Raw genomic sequence first — 15,136 nt, forward strand, 5'->3', positions numbered from 1 at the left:
CTTAAGCAGCATCGCGCTTGGCGCCGTTGCGGTAGGTCTCGACCGCCGCGATCAAGGCTTGCAGTATCGCGGCACTTTCGCCGATGACCGAGAGGTCGGCACGCTTGATCATGTCGCAGCCAGGATCCAGGTTGATCGCCACCACCTTGTCGCAGGCGCCGATGCCCTGCAGGTGCTGGATCGCCCCGGAAATGCCCACGGCCACATACACCCGCGCCGTGACCCAGGTGCCGCTGGCACCCACCTGACGGTCACGCGCCATGAAGCCATCGTCCACTGCGACGCGGGAGGCGCCTTCGGTGGCACCCAACGCCGCAGCGGTCTGGTGGAACAGCGCCCAGTCCTTCACCCCATTGCCACCGGAGAAAATGAATTCGGCCTCGGCCATGGGAATAGCCCCCGGGTCCACCGCCACCGCGCCGAGGTCCTCGATACGCGGCAAGCTGCGCGCCAGGGCTGTGGATAACTCCACAGGCAACGCTTCGTGACGGGTTTCGCTGACGGGCTCCGCGCACTCTACGGCAGCCAGGATCAGGCGCGGCAGCGGCCGGGCCAAGTCTTCCTGGCCAGCACCGGCGCGGCCGATGCACTCGTCGCCCTTGATCTGCCACACCCGCGTGGCCGGGCGTTCCTTGAGGCTCGCGGCAAAACGTCGGCCCAGTTCGCCGCCACCGCTGCGGCTGTCCGGCAGCAACCAATGACGCGGGTTGAACTGGTTATCCACAGCGCGCAAACCTTGAACACGTTGCTCCGGTGAATAACCGTCGAATTCGTGGCCCTCAAGCACCAGCAGACGGTCGACGCCAGCGGTGGCAAACGCACTTTCCTTGTGCTCGCCAAACACTACCGCCAGCACCGCGCCGTCGCTGCCGGCGAGTTGCCGCGCCAGGCCAAGCAGGTCGCGGTCGTGGCTGCTCAGGCGGCCGCCCACCATGTCCGGCACCACGTTGATGTAGAACGCAGGCGCAGGCACCTGATGCAGCGGCAACTGCACTTCCACCGCCGCCGTGCGCTTGGCCGCGCCGCCCTGCTGGGCACCGCTGCGGTCGATACGCTTGATGCCGTTGGGGCCGATGAAACCGACGCCGTGTACGTTCTTGCGAATGACACCGTTAGGTCCCATCCAACTGTGTTGTACCGGCTGCATGGCCGCGTGCAGCGGGTGCAAGCGATTGCGGGCGATCCATTCGGCCCGTGGGTCGCGGCGGATAATGTCGCTCATCAATGCACCTCCGCAGGTTCAAGTTTGGCCGGGGCCTTGGCCGGTGCGGCGTCTTCCAGCAACGCATCAGCCACCAACTCCGCGATGTCCTTGATCAATGGGCGCGGCTCGACCACACCTTCCAGCATCGCGGTACATTGCGGGCAGCCCACGGCCACCAGCTCGGCGCCGGTTTCGCGGATGTCGTCCATGCGCATGTCCGGGATACGTTGCTTGCCGGGAATGTCAGTAATCGGCGCCCCACCCCCACCGCCGCAGCAGCGAGAACGGAAGCCCGAGCGTTGCATCTCCTTGACCTCGATGCCCAGCGCCCGCAGCACTTGGCGCGGCGCCTCGTATTCGCCGTTGTAGCGGCCCAGGTAGCACGGGTCGTGATAGGTCACGCTGTTGCCCTTGTGCTGGCCCAGGTTCAGCGCGCCCTCGCCGATCAACTCGGCCATGAAGGTACTGTGGTGCTGCACGAGGTAGTTGCCGTTAAAGGCGCCGTACTCGTTCTTCAGCACGTGGAAACTGTGCGGGTCGCACGTGACGATGCGCTTGAAGCTGTACTTGGCCAACGTCTGGATATTGCGCGTGGCCAGCAACTGGAATGTCGCTTCATCGCCCAGACGGCGGGCTACATCACCGCTGTCGCGCTCTTCCAGGCCGAGCACGGCAAAGTCCACCTTGGCCGCTTTGAGCACTTTGACAAAGGCTCGCAGCGTGCGCTGGTTGCGCATGTCGAAGGCGCCATCGCCGACCCAGAACAGCACCTCGGCACTGCCCTTGTCGCTGAGCAACGGCAGGTTCAGATCCGCCGCCCAGTTCAGGCGACCACCCGGTGCGAAACCGCCGGGGTTGTCGGTGGCGATCAAATTCTCGAGGACTTCGGCGCCCTTGTTGGGCGTGGCCCCTTTTTCCAGGGTGAGGTGGCGGCGCATGTCGACGATGGCGTCCACGTGCTCGATCATCATCGGGCACTCTTCCACACAGGCACGGCAGGTGGTGCATGACCACAGGGTCTCGGCGTCCACCAGGCCGTTGACGATCGGCTGGTGCGGGTTGCCGCTGTGTTCGCCGATCGGTTTGCCTGGATAGGGGCTGCCGGCGAATTTGGCATCGGTGCCGCCGGCGAGGCCGACCACCATGTCCTGGATCAGCTTTTTCGGGTTCAGCGGCTGGCCGGCGGCGAACGCCGGGCACGCGGCTTCGCACTTGCCGCACTGCACGCAGGCGTCGAAACCGAGCAATTGGTTCCAAGTGAAATCCTTGGGTTTCTCCACGCCCAGCGGCGCGGACTTGTCGCTGAGGTCCAGCGGCTTCAAACCGGTGGAACGGCCACCGCCAAAGCGTTCGGCGCGGCGGTGCCAGGCCAGGTGCAAGGCACCGGCGAAGGCGTGTTTCATCGGGCCGCCCCAGGTCATGCCGAAGAACATCTCGGACACGCCCCACAACACACCAACGCTGAGCAGCGCAGCGAGCAGCCAGCCGCCAAAATCAGCCGGCAGGATTCCGGCCACCGGCAGCGTCACCAGGAAGAAACTCACCGAGAACGCCATGAGGCTTTTCGGCAGGCGCATCCACGGGCCTTTCGACAGGCGCGACGGCGGATTGCGCCGCCGCAGGTAGACGAACGTGGCGCCGACAAACATCAGCACAGAGGCCAGCAGCAAGGCGTAGCCGAGGATGCGGTTATGCAGGCCGAAACCGTGTACGAGGATCGCCAGCAGCGCCGACAGCACAAACCCCAGCGCGGTCGCGACGTGGGTGTTGGCGATGTATTTGTCGCGGGCGACCACGTGGTGCAGGTCAACCATGTAGCGCTTGGGCATGGCCAGCAGGCCGCCCAGCAGGTCAACCTTGGAAGCGCGGCCACGGCGCCACATGTTCACCCGGCGCAGGGCGCCGAGGACGGCCAGGCCCAACGCGGCAAACAACAGAATAGGCAGCAAGGTGTTCAACATGGTGAAGCTCCCACAGACCACACAGGTCTACTGTGAAACTGGCCTTAATGTGGGAGGGGGCGTGCTCCCGATGGCGGCGAATCAGCCACACATGCATCAACTGACACACTGCCATCGGGAGCAAGCCCCCTCCCACCTTTGGACCGAGTCCACATTATTTCGGTGTCGGGTCAGAAATCCTTGCACAAGCGCAGGGCGTCATAGATCGCAGCGTGGGTATTACGCTGCGCCACACAGTCGCCAATGCGGAACAGCAAGTACCCGTCACCCGCCTCGCTCAAACACGGCTGCGGCTTGATCGCGAACAAGGCTTCGACGTCGATCTGACCCTTGTTGCGCGAGCCTTCCTTGAGCGCGTAGTAGATGGCTTCATCCGGACGCACGCCGTTTTCAACCACCACCTGGTCGACCACCCGTTCCTCTTTGGCACCGGTGTATTCGTTCTCCAGTACCGCCACCAGCTTGTCGCCCTCGCGGTAGACCTTTTCCAGCATCATGTCGCCGGTCATGATCACTTCCTTGGGGTACATGCTGCGGTAGTAGGTCGGGAACGACGTACCGCCGATGGCCACGCCCGGTTTGATATCGTCGGTGACGATCTCGACCTGACTGCCTTTGTCCGCGAGGAAATCCGCGACCGACATGCCGGTGAATTCGCAGATGGTGTCGTACACCAACACGTTTTTACCCGGTGCGACCTTGCCGTCGAGCACGTCCCAACTGCTGACGACCAAGCCTTCGGCCGCGCCCCAGTGTTCGTTCTGCTCCACATTCGGGTGCCCGCCCACTGCCAGCACCACCACATCCGGGCGCAGGTCCAAGATGGTGTCGGCATCGGCCGCCACGCCCAGGCGCAGGTCGACTTTCAAACGTGCCAGCTCCAACTGGAACCAGCGGGTGATCCCGGCAATCTGATCGCGCTGTGGCGCTTTCGAGGCGGTGGTGATCTGCCCGCCGATAAACTCTTTCTTTTCGAACAGGGTCACGTCGTGGCCACGTTCGGCGGCCACGCGTGCGGCTTCCATCCCAGCCGGGCCGGCACCGACCACCACGACTTTGCGTTTGGGTCCGGTGGACTTCTCGATGATGTGGGGCACGCCCATGTATTCACGGGAAGTCGCAGCGTTCTGGATGCACAGCACATCCAGGCCCTGATACTGGCGGTCGATGCAATAGTTGGCGCCGACGCACTGCTTGATCTGGTCGATCTGACCCATCTTGATCTTGGCGATCAGGTGCGGGTCGGCGATGTGTGCACGGGTCATGCCGACCATGTCCACATAGCCGCCTTCCAGAATGCGCGTGGCCTGGTTCGGGTCCTTGATGTTCTGCGCGTGCAGCACCGGGACCTTGACCACTTCCTTGATACCGGCGGCCAGGTGCAGGAACGGCTCCGGTGGATAACTCATGTTGGGGATAACGTTGGCCAGGGTGTTGTGGGTATCGCAACCCGAGCCCACCACGCCGATGAAATCGAGCATGCCAGTGTCGTCGTAATACTTGGCGATCTGCTTCATGTCCTCGTGGGACAGGCCGTCCGGGTGGAACTCGTCACCGCACAGACGCATACCCACGCAGAAGTCGTCACCGACCTCGGCACGCACGGCTTTGAGGACTTCCAGGCCGAACTTCATGCGGCCTTCAAAGCTACCGCCCCACTCGTCGGTACGCTTGTTGACCCGTGGGCTCCAGAACTGGTCGATCATGTGCTGGTGCACGGCCGACAGCTCCACACCGTCCAGGCCACCGGCCTTGGCGCGCTTGGCGGCGCTGGCGTAGTTACCGATCACGCGCCAGATTTCCTCGGGCTCGATGGTCTTGCAGGTGGCACGGTGCACCGGCTCACGCACGCCGGACGGCGACATCAGGGTGGGCCAGTTGAAGCCGTCCCAACGCGAGCGACGGCCCATGTGGGTAATCTGGATCATGATCTTGGCGCCATGCTTGTGCATGGCGTCAGCCAGGTTCTGGAAGTGCGGGATGATACGGTCGGTGGACAGGTTGACCGAGCTCCACCACTCCTGCGGACTGTCGATGGCGACCACCGAGGAACCGCCGCAGATCGCCAGGCCGATGCCGCCCTTGGCTTTCTCTTCGTAATACTTCACATAGCGGTCGGTGGTCATGCCGCCGTCGGTGGCATACACCTCGGCGTGAGCGGTGCTGAGCACGCGGTTGCGGATGGTCAGTTTGCCGATCTGGATCGGCGCAAACATTGCTTCGAAAGCCATGGCACGGTCCTCGGCTTACAACGGCTTGACGGTGAACAGGCCGTCATCGTGGCCCTCTTCGGAGCCTCCGTAGACTTGTTCGGCGACGGTGCGGATCTTGCTTCCGCGCGCTTCGAGAATCTGGTCCATCGCGCCGGCAAACCAGCCAGTGAACATGTAGTCCACTTTGCGCCCGACCTTGCCGTACACGTAGACGAACGCCGAGTGTTCGAGCTTGACGCTGGCGGTGCCTTTGTCGAGGTCGATGTCCTGGATCTTGAACAGGCCCCAGCCGCGTTGCGACAGGCGCTTCATGTAATGCTCGAACACCGCGACGCCTTCCAGGCCGTGGCACTCGGCTTCTTTTTCACACCAGTGCCAGGCGGATTTGTAGCCGGCCTTGTAGAGGATTTCGGCATAGGCGTCGGCGCCCAGCACTTCTTCGATGCCGATGTGGTTATTCACGAAAAAATGACGTGGCACGTACAACATCGGCAGGGCGTCGGAAGTCCAGACACCGGTTTCGCTGTCAACTTCGATAGGCAATTGCGGGGCGATCTTGGCCATGGAAACTTAACTCCAGAAAATTCTTGGTAGTGCCCCCGACGCGAACGGCCGGGGGAGAAATGCGGTGGCTTATTCGCCCCAGACGTCCTTGAGCACGTTGACCCAGTTCTCGCCCATGATCTTGCGCACCACGCGCTCAGGATGGCCGCGCTTGAGCAGAGTCTCGGTGAGGTTGGGGAACTCGCCCACGGTGCGGATGCCCAGCGGGTTGATGATCTTGCCGAAGCTGGTCAGGCGGCGTGCGTAGCCCTTGTCATGGGTCAGCATTTCGAAGAAATCCTGGCCATGGCCCTGGGTGAAGTCGGTGCCGATGCCGATCGCGTCTTCACCGACGATGTTCATGGTGTATTCGATGGCTTCGGCGTAGTCGTCGATGGTCGAATCGATGCCCTTGGCCAGGAACGGCGCGAACATGGTCACGCCGACAAAGCCGCCGTGGTCAGCGATGAACTTCAGCTCTTCATCGGATTTATTGCGCGGGTGCTCTTTGAGCCCGGACGGCAGGCAGTGCGAATAGCACACCGGTTTCTTCGATTCGAGGATGACTTCTTCGGACGTTTTGGAGCCCACATGGGACAGGTCGCACATGATGCCGACGCGGTTCATCTCGCCGACCACCTCACGGCCAAAGCCCGACAGGCCGCCATCACGCTCGTAGCAACCGGTGCCGACCAGGTTCTGGGTGTTGTAGCACATCTGCACCACACCGACGCCGAGCTGCTTGAAGATCTCGACGTAGCCGAGCTGGTCTTCGAAGGCATGGGCGTTCTGGAAGCCGAAGATGATGCCGGTCTTGCCCTGTTCCTTGGCTTTGCGGATGTCCGCGGTGGTTTTCACCGGGATCACCAAGTCACTGTTCTCACGGATCAGGGTCTGGCTGGCCACGATATTGTTGATAGTGGCCTGGAACCCTTCCCACACCGACACCGTGCAGTTGGCAGCCGTGAGGCCACCTTTGCGCATGTCTTCGAACAGGTCGCGGTTCCACTTGGCAATAATCAGCCCGTCGATAACGATGCTGTCGGCGTGCAATTCGGCTGGGCTCATCAGGCGTCCCCTTATTGGCGATTCATGCGCCGAATCGTCTGCCGGCGCTTTGGGGCCAGCATATGCCCAGGGGCCGACGGAGCCGGGTGCAAAAACGACAGGGGAATTGCCGAAAGCGTCAATCCACGACAAAGGCTGTTAAGAGAGGTCTGACTGGCGACTGTTCTTTGTCTTACGCTTGAGCCAGAATTCCCGCATCACCTGATATGAGACGGCGCAATGAAATCGATTTTCCTGGCTTTGGCACTCATCGCAACCGGCGTTCACGCGGCCGAAGACACCGATAGCACGCCGTGCGACGGCATCGAAAACGACAAGCAAACCCTGGAATGCGCCTCTTACAACAAAACCACCGCTGAGCAACTGCTCAAGGATAACTATCAGGGCCTGCTGGAACGCATGGGTTCGACCTATGGCAGCGACAAGACCAAACTGGCCGACATTACCGCTCGTCTGAAGGATGCGCAGCAGAAGTGGGAGAAATTGCGCGATGCCGATTGCGCCGTGGATACGTTCCCGGCCGTGAACGGCACCAAGGCCTATGCGATTGCGCAGAATGATTGTTTGGCGCGGATGAGTGATGAGCGGTCGGAGTTTTTGGAGTCGATCGGGCAGGAGTGACGGCTAGAAGGCTTTCCATATTGAGTTGAAGGCCATTTGCAGATGATCACGCTGAGTGTTGTCGATATGGAGGTCCGCGCAATGCTGGCTCCACTTCGACAAGGCCTCCATGGTCTGCTCGATGTAAAGCTCGGGTTCGAGAAAGCTGAAGGGTTCACAGACCTTCCTGATTGCCTGGCGTGATGGCTGGCCCGTACCTGCAAAGGCACAGGTATGCTCATTCCCGCGACCGCTGGTATTGGCAAACGTCAGGTCATAGGCTGGCGCCATCTGCCAGCCAACCGAGGAGCCGAAGAACGAGAAGTTTTTTGCGTGATCGTCGCGATTGTGAGCCAACGCATTGAAGACCATCAGCCGAGCCATTTTCTGCACATCACCGGCGTTTTGGGTGATGGCGAAGGTCAGGCGCAACAGGTCGCCGTAGTCAAGGCTGGGCATGCGGAAATCGGCATACAGGATCGCCGCGCAGGTCAGCATATGGCGCTTGATGTGACCGGTTCGGTCAAAGCGTCGAGTGTTGAAAAAACGCTCTAGTCCGGTATCCGTCTGTACCTCGAGCAGGCTTGAATCCGAGACTTCGACCCCCGCGTTACGAGCGATCTCGGCGTAGGCTTGTTCGATAGCGCCACTGTCGCGATGCTCGTCCTGACTGCGGAATTTGATCAACCAGTGCTCATAGCCTTCAGGCATCTCACCAAATGAAGAAATGGCCTGCTGCTTGTCGGTCGAGAGCCCAATGACTGCCTTTGGCCGCGCACCACCGGGAGAGCCTCCCGCCAGGCGCAATGACTCGATCACCTCGTGCGTTTCGCCAGACAATACGTTTTGCGAAGCTTGGTAAAGGGACGCCAGATCCAGCTCGCCTTGCTCTGAATCTTTCTCTAGCATCGGCCTGTACTCAAGCGCCCCCATGCCCCGATTGCCCATATAGGCCAGCCGGTCCAATGGGCGTATCGCACGCCGTTCAATTCCCAATTTCATGCGAAAGAAACGGTCCATCAGCAACAGCCCCCAGCCATCGGGCAACGAATCGCTGAACGCCCCTGGCAGGCCACCGAAAAGTAACTCGTCAGCTGCCAACTGAGGTGTGGAAGAAAAGTCCATGTACAACGGCGCCAGGTTGAAGCCGTTCGCCAGCCAACTCGGATCATACGAAAAATAAATCCCCCTGCCGGGTGCATCCACCAGCTCACCGACGTGTGAGCCTTGCAACATGACGTGCAGTGCGGAGACTGTTTTCATCGACGCCCTCGAAGCCTGGTTTGACTTTTCAATTCCTGGAGACTGATCGGCGGCGGCGCACTGAACAGATCCGCCATTTGCGCCCCTACCCCCAGACTCATCGCGATCAGCAGTAAGGCATCAAGGGAAACTTTTCCGGTCGTTTCAAAGCGCTTGAGCGTGGACTCGGCCACCCCCGACTGGGCTGCCAAGGCTCGGCGAGAAAGGTTCTTGCTCAGCCGCAGTGCCTTGGCATTTCCAGCGATCTGCAAAGCAATCTCGCCGGGGGCGTAGAGAATATGGGTAAGGGCCATGGTTCGACCTCAAATGAGTGTTAGCAAGTGTAGCAGGCGCTGGATGAGTATTTTAAATAATGGATAACGAGCTATCCAAAAACCTTTATATATCAAAATAAAAGACAATATATTATCTCTTATATGCTTACAAATTTGACCTCGCTTGCAGCACCTTTGACCCTCCCCGAAAGGTGCGCGACCATCTGCGTCATCTCACGTCCCTCAAGGCCAAACCATGAAAACCTGCGGCATCGAAATCAAAGGCAGCGAAGCCATCATCGCCGTCGCCTCCCTGGACAACCAGGCGCTCACCCATGTCGCCCTGGCGACCAAGAAAATCGCGCTGGACGACGATGAGGCTGCCAACGTCAAAGCCTTCGCGGCCCAGGTGAAGGCGTTTGTGCAGGAGAACGCCATCGAGCGCATCGCCATCAAGAAGCGCAGCAAGAAAGGTGAATTCGCCGGTGGCCCGACGACGTTCAAGATTGAAGGGGTGTTTCAGTTGCTGGACGGTGTGGAGGTGACGTTGCTGTCGCCGCAAACGATCAATGCGCAGAACAAGAAGCACGCCTTTGATCTGCCTGCGACGCTCAACAAATATCAACACGAGGCTTATAAAACAGCCTGCTCGTGCCTGATGAAGAAGTAACCGGCCATCAGCTTTTGACACAGTGTTCCAGGCCGTGCCCACCGCCTTCGTATTCAGGGCCATAGTAATACTTGACGAAAGATACTTTACCGTCGGGGGTGGGTGTCACTTGTGCCACGCCCACGCCAAAGTCTTTTAAGGCTGGGTTGGTGTGGGCAAAGTAGATGCCCAGCGTATCTGCGGTCCCGGCGGCCATTCCGTCATAGCGGGACTTGTCTTCCAGGGTCAGGGTGAAAGTGTAGGCGGCGTACTTGCCTGTGCTTTGCGTGGCGTCGAGTTTCATGTCAACAACGCCCTTGAAGTTGCCGATATGTTTATCCTGGCCGTTGCACTCATAACGCCCGCTGTAATCGGCTCCGGTAAAGAGTGCAGGCGCCGGAGCAGCCCAAACTGGGGTGGAAACGAGTGCAATCACAGCAACTAGTTTTTTCAGCATGCCAACCTCTTATGGTTAAGTAATGACGCTCCTGGCACACGTGCCTTAACTTTCAAAGCACCTGGCCGAGAGCAACTTCAAGCCCATAGGACATTAGCAGCGACCCTCCATACGCCGTCGTTAATGATAGAAAACAAGAACTTTCCCACGTGCCAAATGAGTTTTCTTACGCCGACTTATCCGAAATTTCGTTGCAATGGAAACCAACCACACCACGTCACTTGCCTATAATTCGCGTCAAACCACCTCCGGTCGCCGATCCTCCCTTGGACACTTGGCAAACCTCGCCCGATAACTCCTGGTGAAATACGACGGCGACTCAAACCCACAGGCAATGCTCACCTCCAGCACGCTCAAATCGCTCTGGCGCAACAGCTGCCGGGCTTTTTCCAGGCGCAGGCCGAGGTAGAAGTTGCTCGGTGTGTCGTTCAGGTGCAGGCGAAACAGGCGCTCCAATTGCCGCCGGGTGACTTTGATCGCCTCGGCCAAGGCCAGTGTGCTCAGGGGCGGCTCGGTGTGTTGCTCCATCTCGCCGATCACTTGCACCAGTTTTTTGTTGTTGATGCCGTAGCGCGTGGCGATCTGCATGCGCTGGTGGTCTTTGCGCGGGCGGATACGGCTGAGCACGAATTGTTCGGAAACCTGGATCGCCAGCTCCGAGCCATGAGCCTGGGCGATCAGGTCGAGCATCAGGTCGATGGACGCCGTGCCGCCGGCGCAGGTGATGCGGCGGCGGTCGATTTCGAACAGCTCCTGGGTCACGCTCAGGTGCGGATAGGATTCCTTGAACGCGTCGATGGCTTCCCAATGCAGGGTCAGGCGGTGGCCGTCGAGCAAACCGGCTTCGGCCAGTACACAGGCGCCGGTGTCGATGGCGCCGAGGGTCACGCCGTCATGGTCGAGGCGGCGCAGCCAGTGTTCCAGCGCAGGAGTGGCGAACTGCAGCGGCTCGAAGCCGGCCACCACCAGCAAGGTCGCGCCTTTTTTCAGCGGTTCCAGCGCTGCATCGGCGTTGACCGACATGCCATTGCTCGCCAGCACCGCGCCGCCGTCCGCGCTCAATATGTGCCAGCGGTACAACTCGCCGCGAAAGCGGTTGGCCACTCGCAGCGGTTCCAGCGCAGAGATAAACCCGATGGCCGAAAAACCCGGCATCAGCAGAAAGTAGAAATCCTGGGACATGGTGGCGCTCTCGTAATACGGGCAGCGTGCTCACTGTGATACGCCAGTTCAACGGGCCATTCAAGAGCACAGGTCGCTGCAGTGCAAGAGCGGGTCGCCGCCGTGCGTTTTGTCGCCCCTAAAGCTACGTAACGTGATCCCACGGCGCACAAAGACGCCGGACCCCACAATAACGACCTGCCGAGGGATCCACCATGAACCGACTGATTCGCCGCTGCGTGCTCGCACTCAGCGCCAGCGCCATCTTGAGCACCCACGTAATGGCCGCCGATGCGGCGTCCTGCCAGAACGTGCGCATGGGCGTGGTGAACTGGACCGACGTAATCGCCACCAGCGCCATGACCCAAGTGTTGCTCGACGGCCTCGGCTACAAGACCAAACAGACCAGCGCCTCCCAGCAAATCATCTTCGCCGGTATCCGCGACCAGCGCCTGGACCTGTTCCTGGGCTACTGGAACCCGCTGATGACCCAGACCATCACGCCGTTCGTCGACGCCAAGCAAGTCAAGGTGCTGGACAAGCCCAGCCTGGAAGATGCCCGCGCCACCCTCGCCGTGCCGACTTACCTGGCGGACAAAGGCCTGAAAACCTTCGCCGACATCGCCACGTTCGAGAAAGAGCTGGGCGGCAAGATCTACGGCATCGAGCCAGGCTCGGGCGCCAACACCCAGATCAAGGCGATGATCGCCAAGAACCATTTCGGCCTGGGCAAGTTCCAATTGGTCGAATCCAGTGAAGCCGGCATGCTCGCCGCCGTCGACCGTGCGGTTCGCCGCAAGGAAGCCGTGGTGTTCTTCGGCTGGGCGCCGCACCCGATGAACGTCAACGTCGCCATGACGTACCTCACCGGCAGCGACGACGCCCTGGGCCCGAACGAAGGCATGGCGACCGTGTGGACCGTGACCGCGCCAACCTACGCCGAACAGTGCCCCAACGTGCACAAACTGCTGACCAACCTGACCTTCACCGCCGCCGACGAGAGCCGGATGATGCAGCCGTTGCTGGATCACAAGGATGCCCTCGAGTCCGCCAAACAGTGGCTCAAGGATCACCCGCAGGACCAGGCGCGCTGGCTGGAAGGGGTGACCACCTTCGACGGCAAACCGGCGGCAGCCAACCTGCAATTGACCAGCAAGTAACCCCCTTTCAATCACCGCTTCGCGGTCACTTTCGACCGCGAACGGCATCGCCACGCCCTTGAAATCACGCCTGTAAGGAACCGCCTCATGAACCACGACGTCATCATCACCTGCGCACTCACCGGTGCTGGCGACACGACCAGCAGAAGCCCGCACGTGCCGGTCACCCCGAAACAAATCGCCGCCGCCGCCGTGGAAGCCGCCAAGGCCGGTGCCACCGTGGTGCATTGCCACGTGCGCGACCCCGAAACCGGCAAGTTCAGCCGCGACGTCGCCCTGTACCGTGAAGTGATGGAGCGCATCCGTGAGGCCGACATCGACATCATCGTCAACCTCACCGCCGGCATGGGCGGCGACCTGGAGATCGGCGGCGGCGAGCACCCGATGGAATTCGGCCCCAACACCGACCTGGTCGGCCCGCTGACTCGCCTGGCCCACGTGGAAGAGCTGCTGCCGGAAATCTGCACCCTCGACTGCGGCACGCTGAACTTCGGCGATGGCGACACCATTTACGTGTCCACCCCGGCGCAGCTGCGGGCGGGTGCCAAACGCATCCAGGCATTGGGCGTGAAAGCCGAGCTGGAAATCTTCGACACCGGCCACCTGTGGTTCGCCAAACAGATGATCAAGGAAGGCCTGCTGGACGACCCGCTGTTCCAATTGTGCCTGGGCATCCCGTGGGGCGCGCCGGCCGACACCACCACCATGAAAGCCATGGTCGACAACCTGCCCGCCGACGCTGTGTGGGCCGGCTTCGGCATCGGCCGCATGCAAATGCCAATGGCCGCACAAGCGGTGTTGCTGGGCGGCAACGTGCGGGTCGGCCTGGAAGACAACCTGTGGCTGGACAAAGGCGTGCTCGCCACTAACGGTCAACTGGTGGAACGCGCCAGTGAAATCCTCAGCCGCCTGGGTGCACGGGTCATGACCCCGGCCGAAGGCCGCATCAAGATGGGTTTGACCAAACGCAGCTAATCAAAACGGTGGGAGGGGGCTTGCCCCCTCCCACAAGGGATCACCGAACTCTTTAGGACGTCGCCATGAGCTTTATCACTGAAATCAAAACCTTCGCCGCCCTCGGCAGCGGCGTTATCGGCAGCGGCTGGGTGGCTCGCGCCCTGGCCCACGGCCTGGATGTGGTCGCCTGGGACCCCGCGCCCGGTGCCGAAGCGGCGCTGCGCAAGCGCGTTGCCAACGCTTGGGGCGCCCTGGAAAAACAAGGCCTGGCACCGGGCGCATCCCAGGACCGCCTGCGCTTTGTCGCGACCATCGAAGCGTGCGTGAAAGACGCCGACTTCATCCAGGAAAGCGCCCCGGAGCGCCTGGAACTCAAACTGGATCTGCACAGCCAGATCAGCGCTGCAGCCAAGCCGAACGCGTTAATTGGTTCAAGCACTTCGGGCTTGTTGCCAAGCGAGTTCTACGAAGGTTCGACCCACCCCGAGCGCTGCGTGGTCGGGCACCCGTTCAACCCGGTCTACTTGCTGCCGCTGGTGGAAGTGGTGGGCGGCAAGCACACTGCGCCAGAGGCGATCCAGGCGGCGATCAAGGTGTATGAATCCCTCGGCATGCGCCCGCTGCATGTGCGCAAGGAAGTGCCCGGTTTTATCGCTGACCGCCTGTTGGAAGCGCTATGGCGCGAGGCGCTGCACTTGGTCAACGATGGTGTGGCCACCACCGGCGAGATCGATGACGCGATCCGCTTTGGCGCGGGCCTGCGCTGGTCGTTCATGGGCACCTTCCTCACCTATACCCTGGCGGGTGGTGATGCCGGCATGCGGCATTTCATGGCGCAGTTCGGTCCGGCGCTGCAGTTGCCGTGGACCTACCTGCCGGCGCCGGAACTGACCGACAAGTTGATTGACGATGTGGTCGACGGCACCAGCGATCAACTGGGCAAGCACAGTATTTCGGCGCTGGAGCGCTATCGTGATGATTGCCTGCTGGCGGTGCTGGAGGCGGTGAAAACCACTAAGGCCAAACACGGCATGAACTTCGCCGAATAACGGAAACCCTGACATGCCCGCACTCACCACCTACACCACCCAGGTCCACCCCGAGTGGGTGGACTACAACGGCCACTTGCGCGACGCGTTCTACCTGCTGATCTTCAGCTACGCCACCGATGCATTGATGGACACCCTGGGCCTGGACAGTGAAAACCGCGAAGCCAGCGGCCACTCGCTGTTCACCCTGGAGCTGCACCTGAACTACCTGCACGAAGTGAAACGGGGCGCCGACGTCGAAGTGCATACGCAACTGATCGCGCACGATGCCAAGCGCCTGCACCTCTATCATAGCCTGCATCTTGTGGGTGAAGAACGGGAGCTGGCGGGCAACGAACAGATGCTCTTGCACGTCGACCTCGCCGGCCCGCATTCGGCGCCGTTCACCGAGGCCACGCTGGAAAAACTCGCGGCCATCAGCGCTCAACAGGCTGACCTCGCGCGCCCCGTACTCCTTGGCCGAGTGATAGGGCTGCCACCGTCGCAGGCAAAAAAAGCCCCGATCAAGCCGTGACAGGATCGGGGCAGAGTGCTTTGTGTGGCGTGACATCCCGAGGGTGACCAAACCTTCAAGTTGCTTGCCTGGCGTTCAGTGTG

Annotated in this window: 15 protein-coding genes; 6 read left to right on the forward strand and 9 right to left on the reverse strand. The window is 61.0% G+C overall.

Annotation, left to right across the window (positions count from 1 at the left end):
• Nucleotide 1: 1 nt before the first annotated feature.
• The 5 genes from etfA to AO064_RS18740 form a co-directional block, all read right to left on the reverse strand.
• Nucleotides 2-1,222 (reverse strand): electron transfer flavoprotein subunit alpha, encoded by a 1,221-nt coding sequence (etfA, locus tag AO064_RS18720; protein WP_015886253.1) that lies wholly within the window; start codon nt 1,220-1,222, stop codon nt 2-4.
• A complete protein-coding gene (gene dgcB / locus AO064_RS18725) occupies nt 1,222-3,165 on the reverse strand; it encodes a dimethylglycine demethylation protein DgcB (protein ID WP_064054274.1) in 1,944 nt (647 codons plus the stop codon). The genes etfA and dgcB overlap by 1 nt, the downstream gene beginning before the upstream one ends.
• A 170-nt stretch (nt 3,166-3,335) precedes the next feature.
• Nucleotides 3,336-5,396 (reverse strand): dimethylglycine demethylation protein DgcA, encoded by a 2,061-nt coding sequence (gene dgcA, locus AO064_RS18730; protein WP_064054275.1) that lies wholly within the window; start codon nt 5,394-5,396, stop codon nt 3,336-3,338.
• A gap of 15 nt (nt 5,397-5,411) precedes the next feature.
• Entirely contained in the window at nt 5,412-5,942 is a 531-nt protein-coding gene (locus tag AO064_RS18735) for a DUF5943 domain-containing protein (protein ID WP_015886256.1), read from the reverse strand.
• 69 nt (nt 5,943-6,011) lie between these two features.
• The gene (locus AO064_RS18740) at nt 6,012-6,989 is read right to left on the reverse strand and encodes a dipeptidase (protein ID WP_015886257.1); all 978 of its coding nucleotides are present in this window, start codon (nt 6,987-6,989) and stop codon (nt 6,012-6,014) included.
• A 219-nt stretch (nt 6,990-7,208) separates the two neighbouring features.
• Between AO064_RS18740 and AO064_RS18745 the strand changes: the two genes are divergently transcribed.
• The gene (locus AO064_RS18745; RefSeq protein ID WP_015886258.1) at nt 7,209-7,610 is read left to right on the forward strand and encodes a lysozyme inhibitor LprI family protein; all 402 of its coding nucleotides are present in this window, start codon (nt 7,209-7,211) and stop codon (nt 7,608-7,610) included.
• 3 nt (nt 7,611-7,613) lie between these two features.
• Here AO064_RS18745 and AO064_RS18750 read toward each other — a convergent pair whose 3' ends face one another.
• Together AO064_RS18750 and AO064_RS18755 are read right to left on the reverse strand one after the other, a co-directional pair.
• Nucleotides 7,614-8,852: a type II toxin-antitoxin system HipA family toxin gene (locus AO064_RS18750; protein ID WP_064054276.1), complete on the reverse strand. Its 1,239-nt coding sequence runs from the start codon at nt 8,850-8,852 to the stop codon at nt 7,614-7,616.
• Nucleotides 8,849-9,145, reverse strand: coding sequence for a helix-turn-helix domain-containing protein (locus tag AO064_RS18755; RefSeq protein WP_064054277.1), 297 nt, complete (start codon nt 9,143-9,145; stop codon nt 8,849-8,851). The genes AO064_RS18750 and AO064_RS18755 overlap by 4 nt, the downstream gene beginning before the upstream one ends.
• A 217-nt stretch (nt 9,146-9,362) precedes the next feature.
• Between AO064_RS18755 and AO064_RS18760 the strand changes: the two genes are divergently transcribed.
• Nucleotides 9,363-9,776, forward strand: coding sequence for a DUF3010 family protein (locus AO064_RS18760; protein ID WP_064054278.1), 414 nt, complete (start codon nt 9,363-9,365; stop codon nt 9,774-9,776).
• Nucleotides 9,777-9,783: 7 nt separating this feature from the next.
• On the opposite strand, the gene AO064_RS18765 is transcribed toward AO064_RS18760, so the two are convergent.
• The gene (locus AO064_RS18765) at nt 9,784-10,212 is read right to left on the reverse strand and encodes a hypothetical protein (protein ID WP_064054279.1); all 429 of its coding nucleotides are present in this window, start codon (nt 10,210-10,212) and stop codon (nt 9,784-9,786) included.
• Between the two features lie 237 nt (nt 10,213-10,449).
• Nucleotides 10,450-11,394: a GlxA family transcriptional regulator gene (locus tag AO064_RS18770; protein ID WP_064054280.1), complete on the reverse strand. Its 945-nt coding sequence runs from the start codon at nt 11,392-11,394 to the stop codon at nt 10,450-10,452.
• 194 nt (nt 11,395-11,588) lie between these two features.
• On the opposite strand from AO064_RS18770, the gene AO064_RS18775 reads away from it, so the two are divergent.
• From AO064_RS18775 to AO064_RS18790, 4 genes are all read left to right on the forward strand, one after another.
• Nucleotides 11,589-12,533 carry a choline ABC transporter substrate-binding protein gene (locus tag AO064_RS18775; RefSeq protein ID WP_064054281.1) on the forward strand — a complete coding sequence of 315 codons (945 nt, stop codon included), beginning with the start codon at nt 11,589-11,591 and terminating at the stop codon, nt 12,531-12,533.
• Nucleotides 12,534-12,620: 87 nt separating this feature from the next.
• Nucleotides 12,621-13,508, forward strand: a complete 888-nt coding sequence (cdhC, locus tag AO064_RS18780; RefSeq protein WP_015886265.1) for a 3-dehydrocarnitine:acetyl-CoA trimethylamine transferase CdhC — start codon at nt 12,621-12,623, stop codon at nt 13,506-13,508.
• Between the two features lie 65 nt (nt 13,509-13,573).
• Complete coding sequence (locus AO064_RS18785) at nt 13,574-14,539, forward strand: L-carnitine dehydrogenase (RefSeq protein ID WP_015886266.1); 966 nt, start codon at nt 13,574-13,576, stop codon at nt 14,537-14,539.
• Between the two features lie 13 nt (nt 14,540-14,552).
• The gene (locus AO064_RS18790) at nt 14,553-15,053 is read left to right on the forward strand and encodes a thioesterase family protein (RefSeq protein WP_064054282.1); all 501 of its coding nucleotides are present in this window, start codon (nt 14,553-14,555) and stop codon (nt 15,051-15,053) included.
• The last annotated feature ends 83 nt before the right edge of the window (nt 15,054-15,136 follow it).

The sequence above is a fragment of the Pseudomonas marginalis genome (assembly GCF_001645105.1).
GTDB classification, from domain to species: Bacteria; Pseudomonadota; Gammaproteobacteria; order Pseudomonadales; family Pseudomonadaceae; genus Aquipseudomonas; species Aquipseudomonas petroselini.

Coding starts and splice junctions, on each gene's coding strand:
- etfA (WP_015886253.1), bottom strand. CDS start 1,222: ATGAGCGACATTATCCGCCGCGACCCACGGGCCGAATGGATCGCCCGC.
- dgcB (WP_064054274.1), bottom strand. CDS start 3,165: ATGTTGAACACCTTGCTGCCTATTCTGTTGTTTGCCGCGTTGGGCCTG.
- dgcA (WP_064054275.1), bottom strand. CDS start 5,396: ATGGCTTTCGAAGCAATGTTTGCGCCGATCCAGATCGGCAAACTGACC.
- AO064_RS18735 (WP_015886256.1), bottom strand. CDS start 5,942: ATGGCCAAGATCGCCCCGCAATTGCCTATCGAAGTTGACAGCGAAACC.
- AO064_RS18740 (WP_015886257.1), bottom strand. CDS start 6,989: ATGAGCCCAGCCGAATTGCACGCCGACAGCATCGTTATCGACGGGCTG.
- AO064_RS18745 (WP_015886258.1), top strand. CDS start 7,209: ATGAAATCGATTTTCCTGGCTTTGGCACTCATCGCAACCGGCGTTCAC.
- AO064_RS18750 (WP_064054276.1), bottom strand. CDS start 8,852: ATGAAAACAGTCTCCGCACTGCACGTCATGTTGCAAGGCTCACACGTC.
- AO064_RS18755 (WP_064054277.1), bottom strand. CDS start 9,145: ATGGCCCTTACCCATATTCTCTACGCCCCCGGCGAGATTGCTTTGCAG.
- AO064_RS18760 (WP_064054278.1), top strand. CDS start 9,363: ATGAAAACCTGCGGCATCGAAATCAAAGGCAGCGAAGCCATCATCGCC.
- AO064_RS18765 (WP_064054279.1), bottom strand. CDS start 10,212: ATGCTGAAAAAACTAGTTGCTGTGATTGCACTCGTTTCCACCCCAGTT.
- AO064_RS18770 (WP_064054280.1), bottom strand. CDS start 11,394: ATGTCCCAGGATTTCTACTTTCTGCTGATGCCGGGTTTTTCGGCCATC.
- AO064_RS18775 (WP_064054281.1), top strand. CDS start 11,589: ATGAACCGACTGATTCGCCGCTGCGTGCTCGCACTCAGCGCCAGCGCC.
- cdhC (WP_015886265.1), top strand. CDS start 12,621: ATGAACCACGACGTCATCATCACCTGCGCACTCACCGGTGCTGGCGAC.
- AO064_RS18785 (WP_015886266.1), top strand. CDS start 13,574: ATGAGCTTTATCACTGAAATCAAAACCTTCGCCGCCCTCGGCAGCGGC.
- AO064_RS18790 (WP_064054282.1), top strand. CDS start 14,553: ATGCCCGCACTCACCACCTACACCACCCAGGTCCACCCCGAGTGGGTG.